This is a genomic window from Planctomycetaceae bacterium, assembly GCA_041398825.1.
GTDB lineage: Bacteria > Planctomycetota > Planctomycetia > Planctomycetales > Planctomycetaceae > F1-80-MAGs062.
In genome coordinates this window covers 114,823-128,148 of the sequence record JAWKTX010000006.1, presented here as the reverse complement: position 1 = coordinate 128,148, position 13,326 = coordinate 114,823, and the positions used below count along the sequence as shown (strand labels likewise).

At 53.8% G+C, this 13,326-nt stretch carries 8 protein-coding genes and 1 pseudogene; 6 read left to right on the top strand and 3 right to left on the bottom strand.

Annotated features, from left to right (window positions below; all coding sequences use genetic code 11):
- Positions 1-157 precede the first annotated feature (157 nt).
- The 4 genes from R3C20_12490 to R3C20_12475 all read left to right on the top strand — a co-directional run bounded on the left by R3C20_12490 (position 158) and on the right by R3C20_12475 (position 5,744).
- On the top strand, positions 158-2,749 hold the full coding sequence (locus R3C20_12490) for a serine/threonine-protein kinase (GenBank protein ID MEZ6041318.1): 2,592 nt from the start codon (positions 158-160) through the stop codon (positions 2,747-2,749).
- Between the two features lie 421 nt (positions 2,750-3,170).
- Positions 3,171-4,487 carry a hypothetical protein gene (locus R3C20_12485; protein ID MEZ6041317.1) on the top strand — a complete coding sequence of 439 codons (1,317 nt, stop codon included), beginning with the start codon at positions 3,171-3,173 and terminating at the stop codon, positions 4,485-4,487.
- A gap of 250 nt (positions 4,488-4,737) precedes the next feature.
- Complete coding sequence (locus R3C20_12480) at positions 4,738-5,361, top strand: sigma-70 family RNA polymerase sigma factor (GenBank protein ID MEZ6041316.1); 624 nt, start codon at positions 4,738-4,740, stop codon at positions 5,359-5,361.
- A 23-nt stretch (positions 5,362-5,384) separates the two neighbouring features.
- Positions 5,385-5,744, top strand: a complete 360-nt coding sequence (locus R3C20_12475; GenBank protein ID MEZ6041315.1) for a hypothetical protein — start codon at positions 5,385-5,387, stop codon at positions 5,742-5,744.
- 974 nt (positions 5,745-6,718) lie between these two features.
- On the opposite strand, the gene R3C20_12470 is transcribed toward R3C20_12475, so the two are convergent.
- From R3C20_12470 to R3C20_12460, 3 genes are all read right to left on the bottom strand, one after another.
- Positions 6,719-7,531 carry a caspase family protein gene (locus R3C20_12470; GenBank protein ID MEZ6041314.1) on the bottom strand — a complete coding sequence of 271 codons (813 nt, stop codon included), beginning with the start codon at positions 7,529-7,531 and terminating at the stop codon, positions 6,719-6,721.
- Positions 7,532-7,974: 443 nt separating this feature from the next.
- Positions 7,975-9,378 (bottom strand): sulfatase-like hydrolase/transferase, encoded by a 1,404-nt coding sequence (locus R3C20_12465; GenBank protein ID MEZ6041313.1) that lies wholly within the window; start codon positions 9,376-9,378, stop codon positions 7,975-7,977.
- 2,322 nt (positions 9,379-11,700) lie between these two features.
- Positions 11,701-12,087: a hypothetical protein gene (locus tag R3C20_12460; GenBank protein MEZ6041312.1), complete on the bottom strand. Its 387-nt coding sequence runs from the start codon at positions 12,085-12,087 to the stop codon at positions 11,701-11,703.
- A 787-nt stretch (positions 12,088-12,874) separates the two neighbouring features.
- On the opposite strand from R3C20_12460, the gene R3C20_12455 reads away from it, so the two are divergent.
- Together R3C20_12455 and R3C20_12450 are read left to right on the top strand one after the other, a co-directional pair.
- Complete coding sequence (locus tag R3C20_12455; protein MEZ6041311.1) at positions 12,875-13,009, top strand: hypothetical protein; 135 nt, start codon at positions 12,875-12,877, stop codon at positions 13,007-13,009.
- Positions 13,010-13,125: 116 nt separating this feature from the next.
- Positions 13,126-13,314, top strand: a pseudogene (locus R3C20_12450) (group II intron maturase-specific domain-containing protein).
- Positions 13,315-13,326: the final 12 nt, after the last annotated feature.

Sequence of the window (13,326 nt, the reverse complement as noted above, 5' to 3'; positions counted from 1 at the left end):
TCTTCGTTGGGGATGGCTTTCTATGATGGATGTCTGACGGCCGCCTGCGGAACGAAGTCGTCAATAGCGTCGTTGCAGGGGAAATCAGCGGCGTCGGGGGCAGACTTTCCACGACAGCGTCGAAGACGGTTTTTGACAGCTCAGAGGGGACCTATCAATGCGTTGTCCGGATCCAGACACCATTGAATTGTTCCTTGCTGGCGTGCTTGCTTCGAGCGAACAGCACGAGATTGAGACGCATTTCGATGAATGCGCTTCATGCCAGCAGGCGCTGTCGGAACTGGCAGCTGCGATTCCTGCAACGCCATTGGATACCAATGCACCGCCGGAATGGTCATCAGAAGTCGCCAAAAGGTTGCGCGACGCTTTGCGGGAAGTTGATCACGGAAGTGATGACAAGCCCGAATTCATCGAACTGCGACTGCCTTTCCATGTGGGTGACTTTGAATTGCAGGAAGTGATCGGTTGCGGTGGTATGGGCACCGTCTATCGGGCTCGACAGTCCAAACTGAATCGGACTGTTGCCGTGAAGATGATCGTTCGCCAACACATGAAGCCGTCGCTGGTGGACCGCTTCTACGTCGAGGCGCGTGCGGCCGGAAAACTGGATCATCCGGGAATCGTGCCGGTCTATGACGTCGGACAGTTTGGGCCTTACGTTTTTTATGCGATGGCATTTGTGCCGGGCGGGACGCTGGCAGAACTTGTCGCCAAACGTCCACTTTCTCCGCAGGCGGCCGCTGACATGGTGCGGATGATTGCCGAAGCCGTGCAATACGCGCACGAGCGAGGCATCATTCATCGCGACTTAAAGCCGTCCAATATTCTGCTGGAATCGGATCAGCGTCCCAAAGTGGCGGACTTTGGATTGGCCAAACAGCTTGAATCCAGCTCGGACCTGACTGCATCCGGAGATGTCCTTGGAACTCCCGGATATATGCCTCCCGAACAGGCGGGAGGCCAGACCAGCGTGACCACGGCAGCGGACATCTATGGACTCGGTGCCATTCTGTACCATCTGCTCACCGGAAAAGCGCCGTTTGAAGGACAGGATCCGGTCGCGGTGATTTATCGAGTCGTTCACGAGGAACCCGGCTCGATCATTCGTCGAAATCCGGCAGTGCCTCTGGATCTGGAGACAATTGCCCTGCATTGTCTGGCGAAGCGTCCGGACGAACGCTATGAATCAGCGGGCGAGGTGGCTCGCGAACTCCGCAGATTCCTGAACGGCGAACCCATTCTTGTTCGTCCAGTGGGTGCCTTTGGTCGACTGGTCCGCTGGTGTCGGCGGCATCCGGGAATGGCCGCAATGTCCTTCACCGTTGCTATGGCTTTGATGGCCGGCACGGCCATTTCGACCTACTTTGGTTTACTGGCCAACGAACGATCCGTGACATTGGTCGCAGCGAACAGCGATCTCGTCAAGGCCGAACAGGAGGCCAGACAGGCAGCTGAGAATGCGAAAGCAAAGGCCGAACTGGCAAGCCAGCAGGCGAGTGCCACGCTGTCACTGCTGGAATCGACACTGTACGAGCTGCAACCGATTCTATCGAACGATCCAGCCCTTCAACTTCGCCGCCGAAAACTTCTGGAGTCGGTTCTGGCGGGACTGGATGACCTGCATGTGGAATTTGTCACCGAGAATCGAGTGCGTCGGTGTCGAGCCAATACGTTGCTGGGGCTGGCCGGAGTAACGCATCAGGTTGGCGATGGAACCGGGCGCACCGGATTGACTGCGTCACGGCCATTGTTTGTCGACGCAATTCAACGAATTCAGGACTTGCACGAACAGTGGCCGGATGATTCTGCCGCCGCAGAAGATCTGGTTGCTGCTGTTCTGGAATTCGGCAACATACTGGCCGATGCGTCGGACTGGAAAGCAGCCAGAGACTACGTGGAACGATGTCTGACGGCGTCACAACTGTTGTCGGAGACGGCCAGCACTTCAGACGACTTTCGATTGCATGGAAGGCTGGTGGAATTTGAAGTGCTGTACGGCGAAACTCTGATGCGCACCGGAGATCTGCCAAAAGCAAAAGAGTATCTGGATCGCGCGAACCAGCGATGTCTGGCCGTGCTGCCACGTGCCCCGAACGACACCTACGTACATCGAGAACTTGTTCACTCCTTCCTGAAGCTGGGCGACTGGCACCTTCAGAAAAAGGAATGGTCGGCCGCTCATACTCATTTCCAGCAAATGGATGTTGAGGCCCGGAAAATCGTTGCTCGCCTGCCCGGTGAAAGCAAAGCCATCATGGATGTCTCGACAGCTCTGGGTCGACTGGGGGACACGAGCCAGGCACTCAAGCACCCCGACCAGGCATTGAACTACTACCAGGAATCGCTGGAGTTTGCAGAAACATCGGCCCGGATGGCTCCGGAAAATGACTTCGTTCAGTGGCAGCTTTCGTTCAGCTATCAGGAACTGGCCGACTGCCATCTGCGCGCACGTCGCTACGAAGAGGCCCGCACCGAAGCTCAACGATGCATTGAAATTCGCGCTCGACTTGCAGGAGTCGACACAACCAACCCGCACCTGTACACCAAATTGTTCCACGCACAGAAGGCGAAGGCGACTGCCTGCGAACGCCTGGGCCAGCTGACAGAGGCCATCGAATGCCATCAACAACGCATTCAGTTCGCGGAAGAATTCGCCACAGCCACCGGGACTGAGCGCCATTCCGCTCAGGTGACACAGGCGCAGCAGGAAATTGAACGCATCAGAAAACTGCTGCCCGAAACGCCCTGATGGCCTGCACCTGGAAGTCGACGGCCTTTCGGTAACAGGCGAACTCCCGTGACGACTCATTCGTTGCCCGCTTCCTGTTCGTTCGCCCGTGACGGCTGATACGGATGGGCCAACAGCAGTTTTGGGGTTGCATGAAGCGTCGTGGTAGCGGCTCGCCACAGATTTCAGAAATCGCAAACTTCCGGCGCAGTTCTTAACCACGGCACCGTAAGGCCCTTCGAATGCACCACCGTGCATTTGGTGCAGGAACAAGTGCGAAAGCAATCCACACTCCTGCTGAACCCTGAGTAGAAACGACTTCGCAACAAAGACTGGATCAGCGCTTCGCGCGAATCCGCGGTCACCGACTCAGATCTGCCAGTTGTGGCAGATGAATGCCCGTTACTTCCCCCGTTCACCAAAGTTCGAAGGAGCTAAACCGATGAAGAACCTGATGAAGATTCACGCATTTGCGTTTCGTGGTCGTTTGCGATTGGTCATCGTCATGGTGATGTATTTCGCAATCGCCGGAAGTGTCCACGCGCAGACGGCGTCCGACTACCTGGATATCTACAAAGCCTCGCTGGCAATTGATCACATTCGAGATCTTCGCTTCGGATCCGGTGACCGAAGCATCGCTAAATCACACTCGGGCAGCAGTGTGGTTTCTCGTCTGGGCAGACAAAACAGTGAAGCCCCTCCATGGGATGCCAACACACTTCTGAACGGAGCCTCAAACCGGTACCAGCTGTGGATCTACAAAGATTATGGCTTCAACAAGCTGAACTTCTCGATCTTCTCTGACACCGACACAATGTTTGTAACGTTCTACGGAACGACTGATCAAAACTGGCAGGGCAATATTGCCCTCCCTGTCGTAAATCCGGCCTACGACAATTCGGCAACCCATGCGGGCTGGGCTGCGATGGCCTACGACAATTATGCGGCCATTACGAAGGAAATGTCCGGTCAGGGTGCCGCTGGCAAGCGGATCATTATGACCGGCCACAGTCAGGGCGGAGCCGTTGCCGGGCATCTGATGTACCTTGCACTCAAGAATAAGTACCTGAATCAGGGGAAGGCCCATCGGCTGATCACATTTGGCGCACCTCGTTACGGAACTCCTTCGTTCCGGGAGAATTTCAACCGACATCTGCGATCCAGTGCACCGCAGACGAAAGCATTCGATGTGGAAATCGAAGAGGATCCAAAGACAACACTCTGGACGGATATCATCAATCTTGGTTTGAGTAACGAGCACTGCTTTACCGGCACCCGTATCCGCAGACCAAAAGCATTCAGCGGAAAAACACTCCGCAACGACGACCCTCACAATCACCTTTACTATGTCTGGGTGGCTCGGAATCTTGCCTACGCGGATAGCGCTCGACCCACGACCGACATTCCAACACTTGCTGTCGCACGGACGAGACAGCTGGCAGAACCAGGTGACAAATTTTCCGTGAGTGAAGCGGGCGGGACCTCGGGCAAAGTTACGGTGCAACTTCAGGCTCATGACAGAATCAGCTGGTGGAAGGGCCTGAAGATCTATAAGAATGGGACCATGGTCAAAGAGCTCTATACGCAGGATGGTCGAAGGAGCGATCATTTCGCCCTTGATGTACAGCCAGGTGACAGTTGCCAGGTGGAATTCTGCAAAGCCAAAGCGTTTGGTGCTCATACCAACATCAGAAAGCATTCCATTGACCTGTACGCGATGCGGGGTAAAACCGTGACGTTTCAGTGGACCAATGACTGACGCCGTGTTGAATGAGCGTTGACGGCTGCTGCAACGTCAGGTGGCGAATGGTTTCTCTGAAGTTGCTGTCTGCCCATTACTGTCTGCCGCCCGTGGTCCCCGGTTTTTAGATGCCGGGCCATCCGGGCGGGTTTTGTCAGAAGTCCGGTTTTGCCTTCTGCGAAGCCGGACTCAGGTGTTTTTTTCTCGAACGAATGTTAACGTCAGAAGGAAATCACCATGCAATCTGACTCAACGCGGCATTCGGGAAATGAACGAAACATCCATCACCAGCGTCAGCCTGCTGCATCGGATTCGATGTGATGCTTCAGATCCCCACGCATGGGACGAATTCGTCAACCGCTACGGTCGTCGCATCTTCGAATGGTGTCTTAACCGCAAGCTCCAGCCGGCTGATGCCGAAGATGTCACGCAGAATGTTCTGCTGAAGCTCGCAAATCGGCTGGGTTCGTTCGAATACGATCCGCAAATGACATTTCGGGGCTGGTTAAGAAGGACGACGGAGAATGCCGTCATTGACTTCTTTCGCGAACGGAAAAGTCGCGGCGAAGATTTGAAGCAATGTATCACCCTCCTGGAGGACGCCGCCGCGCGAGCTGATCTTACCGAACGACTGGAATCGGCATTCGATCTGGAGCTCTTCGAAGAAGCAAAATGTCGCGTGCGGCGCCGGGTCGACAGTCGCCGGTGGCTTGCCTGGGAGATGATTGCTGTGCGTAACGAATCCGGTGAGCATGTTGCAGCAGAACTGAACATGAAGCTGCCAAGTGTTTACTCGAGTCGCTACCAGATCCAGAAGCTGATTGCAGAGGAAGTCAGGCAAATGGAATCAGAAGGGTGCGAAGAAATCCTTCGACGCACCGGTCTGGATTGAGCCACCCCTGAATTCATAACCTGGTGCATGAAGTCGCACGGCTTGCATGCGACGAAGAATTGTTGACGTTCGTGCTTCATCCGGAAAAAGAAGCCTCCAACAATGAAGCCGAACGCAGTCTTTGCAGCGCGGCTCAGGACCGCCGAACCGGTCGTACAAGCAAAACACTCCGCGGTGCTCGATGCCCAACAATCCTGATGAGTGTTCTGGAATCACTGCAACCGCATCTGGATGACTTCCATCTTGGCACTGTGCTGGCCGAAGTGCAGTCATGGTGGCACGACGGCGAAAGCCTCTTTCAACGCATAACCCGCCAATGCGGACTCGACCCACCCACGGATTCACGTCTTTACAGCCTCGTCCCACTTCCCAAAACTGCCTGATAACCCTGCCCGGGCTGAGGTTCTGCGCGGAAATGGAAGGCCGCTGGCGATTGTACTGATACCGAGAACCGTGTCCGTGGTCGTATTCACTGCATACGCGACTTTCACGCAGCACAGCGATTGTTCGGCACTGCCAAACCTTCAATCTTCCGTTCTGCCGTGCGTAGTCTCAAACTCCGCGGGGAGTTTAATATTCCTATCCTCACAATAGCTGACGAGGAGATCCACTCTGGAGAACTCTCTAAGATTGTCCGTCAGGATCCAGTCTTTCGAAGGTCGATCATGCACATCGATGATGAAAAACTTCTCTGAAGCAATGACGTTGTAACTTGAGTGAATAACACATCGCCCAATGATAAATCTGTCGACAATAGACACATCGTTGCATTGCCACCATTCACTTTCGTCTGTCTCAACGGTTAGTTGTGGATAAATAATTTGTCCTGAATCAAGAGGTGAAGATACCAGCATCCCAAATTCCCCTCGGTTGGTCTCATGCCATAAACCGCCGGGGAGCTGTTTGCGAGTAATCTCATCGGCGCAGCCAACAGCCAGTATCAATAACAAGCAACGGTAGAGAATAGATGTCGGAAGGGAACACCGTTTCTCTAAGTGCCGAACTATTCCATCCACTTCGTCAACTCCTCCAAAACGTTCCTGTGGGTTGTTCCAGCGCTAGGCAGAGCCGTCGGCCCAATTCCGTTCGACTCCGATTCTGAATTCAGCATACTGCATTCGCGTTGACCGAAATCCATCGAGATTCTCCCAACGATGGTATATGGTGTTCCGCCGGGGAGGTCAATATCCGGATACGGGATAGCATTCAGCACATCCACCGGATCCTTGAACTTGTCTGCAATACGAAGCTGAAATTGACATTGATTCGCTGCGTCCCGACTTCAATTCGCAATGCGCTGGCCATGCCGGGCTGTTGTGACAGGGCGAAACGGGGGATTGTCCTTTGAAATAACAACTCACTCCCCGTTGACGTTCCGTCCATACATTTCGGAGAACGAATAAGCAGTCTGGGTTGTTTGTTGCCCGGTATTGCCTGCTGCCACCGGCTTTGAATTTTCGATCATTAATTCCGCAAGTCGCGCGGTTTGACTTCTGGTTTGCCGGAAAACGTCGTCCCAGCGAAGGCTGTTGTAATAGTTATCTTCAATGACCCCACAAAAAGCGATGGTAAATGCGCCGCCAAGCGACTGTGAGCAATATGAAACCTGCCCTGGGCGGCTTGATGTTATGTCCACTGATCCCTGAGTCTGAAAGAAAAGATTCTGCAGCAGTTGCTTGCGCTTTCGTGGTGCATCGACCGAAGGTGAATTGAAAGCGGTGTTTGACAGATTGGCGCAGCAATCGGTAACGACCGCCCAGAATTTGGGAGTGACAGGCGTTGTAATCGCGTCCAGCACCTGCGACCGATACAGCCGCCCGCCGTGGGACATCGAGAGAAAGTGACCATTTTTTGTGTCGAATCCTCCGTGCCCCGAATAGTAGAGCATCACGGCATCTCGTTGCGGGTCAATCACAACTTCCTTGAGCGTCCTGATGACCCGAGCCGGAGTCGCGCTGGTGCCACTCAGTTCAATCCAGTGTACTTGGTTTTGTTCAAACCCATTCGTCAGCGTGGATTTTAGTCGAAATAAGTCCGCTCGAACTGACGGACCGATGTTGGAATCCGTATCTGCAACAGCGATGACATGCAGTGTTTGAGCGTTGGTTTTCGCAGGACACACGAATAACCATGCCAGCAGGACAGCTTTAATGACGTTGTGGAAGCACATAACGCTGCTTTCATTAGTTTGAAACGCACAGCAAGCAATATTACCGGATTGGCGTTGCACGGGGATTGAAGTGATTTGTGATCGAAATGATCGAAGTACGACAGGAATGTCGGTCGACTGTAGTCCGGGCCATGACGTGATGAAACCATCGATCTGTTTTTGACTCGATGTCAGGGAATTCCTTAACTGGCCGCCATGAGAACCGGATTGCTGTCCGCTGAAAAACCGGGACAGGCGCGCGGGACGACTGGAAACGGTAGTGTTTTAAGGTCTGCTTGAGCCAGTCCCGTCTTTCAACAGGCTGTTAGGCCGCAAGGTACATCGATCAAGCGGCGGCCTTCATCAGGTGTTCCGGATGATCACTGGTATCGCAGGCCGCCCTGTATCCAGAGTGATTTCGTGTCTGCAACTCCCTGCGAAGCTCTGAAACGGAGCAAGCAACCCTACTGTTCGTTGCCTTTGCTGTCCCGTGTCGTTGCAGGTGGCAAGTCTGCCTGGGAATTTTGCTGCAACCAGGTTTTATGCAATCCGTGCAGCCGTTCGACCAATTCCGGATGCTGGTTCGCATGATTGGTGGTTTCTGCTGAATCTGTCGCCAGATTGGAAAGGAACAGTTTCCGATCCTCAATTGTCAGTGACTCATCCGGTGCGGATTGAACGTTTCCGATCAGTTTCCAGTCGCCTTGGCGAACTGCCCATTGTGCGTTTTTGCCGCCACCAACATACCAGTGTAAAACCGAATGCGGTGACGGTGCTGTGGATGAACGGATGACGGCCGTCAGACTTCTGCCATCGAGCGCCCTTTTCGGGAGTTCAACGCCGCATAACTCTGCCAGAGTTGGCATCCAGTCCACGGAATGAACCAGCTGGTGCCGCGTTTCACCCGCCGGGATTTTTGCCGGCCAGGAAATGATGCCCGGCAAACGCATGCCGCCTTCAAACAGACTGAACTTTTGACCGCGGAACGGACCAGCGCTGCCGCCGCCATAATGAGCACGTTCTTCTGTGGAGTGTCCGTTGTCAGATTGAAAAACAATTATGGTGTCCTCTTTCAGTCCCCGGGCTTCAAGGCACTGTATCAGTCGTCCGATTCGCTCATCACACGTCGACATAAAAGCAGCGTAAAGGTTTCGCGGATAGGGCAGATTCGCGTAATGCGTCAGCCACTTTTCGTCACCCTGGTAAGGGTAATGCGGCATGTTGATTGCAAAATACATGAAGAACGGTTGGTCCGTGTTCTCTTCGATGAATCGGCTTGCTTCATCGACCATGAGATCGCCAAAGAACTGCCCGTCGTGATAGACCTCTTTACCGTTGCGATAAAGATCATGTCGATTGGGTCCTGACCAGTAAAAGAAGTGGGAGTAGTTATCGATGCAGCCTCCCATATGTCCAAAGCTTTGGTCAAATCCCTGAGCTAACGGGCTGGTCTCCGGCGTGTAGCCAAGGTGCCATTTTCCAATGTGAGCTGTCCGATATCCCGCCGCACGAAACATCTCAGCCATTGTGATCTGTTCGGGAGGCAGCGCCGATTTGCCGCCCGGTTGTGACGAAGCATTTCCCGTCAGCCCCGCCCGAAGTGGAAATCGCCCTGTGAGCAATCCGGCACGTGATGGAGAACAGACCGGGGCTGCGGAATAGAACTGCGTGAATCGAATTCCACACGCAGCCAGAGAATCAATGGCTGGCGTCAGGACGTCAGGTGAACCGTAGCAGCCGACGTCTCCAATTCCCTGGTCGTCTGACATAATCACAATGACATTGGGTTTGCCAGCGAATATAGAACGGCAGGGAATTCCGGCCACGCATAAAGCGGCAACGCTGATACGAAACAGAAGTCTTTGCACAATTTCAAACCTGTCGAAGAGAGCGATATCTGGGTTCAGCCAACGAGTTTCTACGAAATGGTCTGGGGCAACCGCGCCGTGATTGGCCCACTGTAACCCATTGTAATCTAACCATGTTCAATAAGCTCTTCCCAACTGATCAGCGGAGCGTACGTTCCTAATCACCCGCCTCGGGCGGTTCTGGAATCGTTGGCGACATGCTCGCACACGCGGCCGAAAACTCATGCGACTGGGATTACCACGTCGTCAGGCAATTCGTCACGCGAAAAGCCGCAAGGGCTACTGGCGTATGGCACTGCGTTTGATCTCTTAGCAGTCCGTTGAAAATCGGGACAGTCACGCTGGCGTCTGTAAGACGTCGTGTTTAATGTCTTCCGCCCGAGCCAGTCCCATTTCTCAACAGGCTGTTAGCGGCCATCACCAGTGGCGTCGGCTTTACGAACACAATGTTGGAAGCAATGGGTTGCTGAGCCGGAAATGTTCGTGGAACGAACGGGCTCCACCTCGTCGAACCGCCTGATGCGGACCCTCAGGTCAAGCGGTGTGGTAAGGGCCATCAGCAATGATGGTCCTTACGAGATTTCATATTTGCGATTTTGCAAATTCGCGATCACAACAGAATGTTTCACTCGAATCAAAGAGCGAAAGCGCAACCAAAGTTCTCAGTACAGCAACAGCACAGCGACGAGAGCAATGATGACAATAGCGATTGACCATCGCACCGGGAGGCTACGCGGAATTACGTTGATCTTCGTAGATGGCGAAAATTGCCACGCTTCACCGCTGAAGTGGATCCCGCAATGCTCACACCTTGTCGAATGCATGAGAATCAGCTTGTTGCAACGGGGGCATCGGACAGTGCTATCGACGCCCAATTGTTTGCTGTGTTCCGAGAAGCTGAGGATGGGTGATTCAGGTTCTTCCATTCAAGCCTACAAATTAAGTCTCTCAAGTAAAAGCGAACGACAGTCGTAACAGGGTTGCCGCCAGGCAACTTGTCATGTGAAACCATCTACGGCAACTCCGGTTCAACCTATTGTTTGAATTTGCGATTCTCGCCGATTCTGTTTCGTGGCGAATGCACGCGCGATAATGAGTTGCCGGTTTCTGAATTCTTTGTTTTGTGAGGTTACGACAGATGTCACCCCTTGGCAAGAGCATGGCGTGTGCAGTTTACCTTGTGGTTCAGAAGTTTTCGCGTTCGCTGAGCCGGACCGGTTACGGAATCAAAATCTGGCCCGGGATGTGATGGTTGAGGAAGACAGGCTGCGAGACGTTGCGTCTCAATCATTCAGCGTTCAACAGCCGCCTGCGTTCTGCAATTCACCCGTGTTCGTCCGCGTCATCTGTGGACAATACTACGATTTTATTCAGGCGAGTACGAAGAACAGTTCGACGTCGAAGGAGCTGTTTTGACTGTGCAGAGTGCCTCGGCTAGCGCCGGCAGATCGCATTCAACAGCAGGCCGAACCCTAAGTTGGCACAAAAAAAACATATGCCAGCGCCCACTTAGTCTCGATGGGAACCAGCACGCATCGCGATAAAAAGGGCGCAAACGCTCACAACAATAATGGCGAGCGCGATAAATCCAATCCAGCCAACCCACGACTTCTCGGGATCATTCATTTGGCGGCGTTTCCCAATCTGAATGCGAACGATAAAGGTACCGCGGCGGCGGCCACGAACCTCTGATTTCAGAATCCGCCCGATCCGCCGCTCGGGTTGACCGCCTTGTTCGCCACTCGTTTTGGCTACGTCCGGAATTTGGCAACTATCTCGAAGGCTGACGGAAACCAATACGATTCCATTCAATCCTGTCCAATTGCAGACATGGGATCGACGAACCAGTCGTGCTCACGTATGGAGAACATCATCGAGTCAGCCGCCACCGAATTCGTTGAGTGAATCAACACGGGAGGTGCCGCAAGGCAGGTATTGTTAAATCGCGATACGTCTCTTCCGTCATCGGGATCGTCCCTCGAGTCTGGTATCAAGTCATGGTCGAGGCAAATCAGGTCCGGGATGACGTCCGGTGCGTTGTATCGACCAAGGAATGACGGCGCGGCCCGCGAGAGATGGCAAGCGAAATCGGTCGATGATGCCCGGCAAGGATGAACTGGAATCGATCAATCCTGTCGAGGTCATCTTCAAGCATCAGCCACAGGGGCAAGCTTTCGTCTCCAATCTCATGTCGGTGAACGCCAGCCATAACCCGGTCGCCGGGTCGAAGGTGTTTCAAAGTTTGACACGCTCGGCGTTCATGCCTTCGTTCGTCGAGCATTCATCCAAGTTCCTCTCGGTCGGGAAGCGATCTCCATTTGGCTACTCAGCCAGCTGCAACTCAAGTGCCCGGTTTTTAAGTATCAGCTCTAAAACATACCGTTGTGTTTCAGCGTCATCTATGCGCGCGATGCGTTCCGCCTGGAAGTTTGCATCGGGACAGATTTTAGCAAGCTCTGTCTTGCGTGTTTCAATTTGCTTGCTGAGCGATTTAACAGCAGGATGCGCTGCACCGAGTTCCTTAATATAACGTGCACGTTTCTCACTCAGCTTGTAGATCGGATCCAGCAAGCTCTCGTTCCAACTAGCGAAGACGTCGTGCCATTGCCGGGTGACATTCTTTTCTGCCCCTGTGCCATCTTCCGAAACGACGATAGTTCCAGTTGTAAGTATGCAAATAACGCAGAGGACAGGACGTAACATTTTCATTTCGTTTACCTTTTACTGTTGGAACCTCAAAGCCGGACCAATGAGCAGGATCAGCAGGCTGCCGCGACTGACTTGCCATGTGAGAATCGACCGACGGCAACTCGGCTGGATTCAATTGGTACGCCTGGCATGTGTTTTATGGGGTGCAGATCCCCTGTAGGAGAATGGAGGCCGTGCTGACTAATGGTATCGCCAGATGGCAGCATGAATCAAGGAGAAAACGAGGACAACCGCGGGAAGGTAACGAACCGTGGGGAGGAAGCCTGCAAGCGTGCGCGACTGTTTTCCGTCTTTGGGGGGCGGCCTGTCTTTCGCCGACGATCACACTCTCGTCAGAGCTGCGAGCCCCATACAAGACTTCACAGACTAAACAGAAACCCTATAGAAGGCCGGTGCGGACAGGTGAGTGAGCCAATCATCACGAAACCGTCTCTATTCATCCGCATTGTTAAATCCGGAGCTTGTGCAGTGAAAGTCACACGTCTTATCCAGGGCGGCATTGTCGCGTTGTTCCAGCTGGCGCTAGGATCGCTTTTGGAGCGGTAGCTCCCAACAATCCGCCCGGGGCGGTCCTGGGAGATCCGCCGCACGTATCTGCACGCTCGATTGATCGACAGGCAGAGCCTTCAGTGGCAAACACTGTCGGTGTGCGACGGAGTCAGCAGAGGTCATAGTACTGTCTCGTCATATTCCGCTGACGACAGGAAGGACCGAACCTTGAAGAACAGGGAGGAGCGACCGCAAAATTCAGATCGAGGTGCCACGCAGCAGACCTTCGACTTCGGGAATGAAGAAGAGGATCTGGTTCGTCATCTTCGTGCGCAGTGAACGAGCAGCACAACGCGTGCTGCTGTCGATGCAGCGCTATCTGATGCGTGATCTGAAACTCGTCGTGAACGAGGAGAAGAGTCGCGTGAGATAATCCCGCGACTGCGAATATCTCGGGTTTGCATTTACGGGCAAGGGTGTAACGATCGCCATCGCTCCGAAGAAATTGAGGACCTTTAAACGGCGGGTCAAAGCGCTCAGCGGTCGCGCCGTGGAGTGTCGATGGAACGTCGTCTGTCTGACCTCAATCGTTACGTGCGAGGCTGGGCAGGTTACTTCGGTCTGGCCTGGCAGTTTGATTTCATCGACAAACTGGATGGGCGGGTCCGCCGCCGGATTCGGATGTGCTTCTGGAATCAGTGGCGTCGTCGTTGGCCATACGCCGAGTCCACCCTGTGACGCGATTCTGCC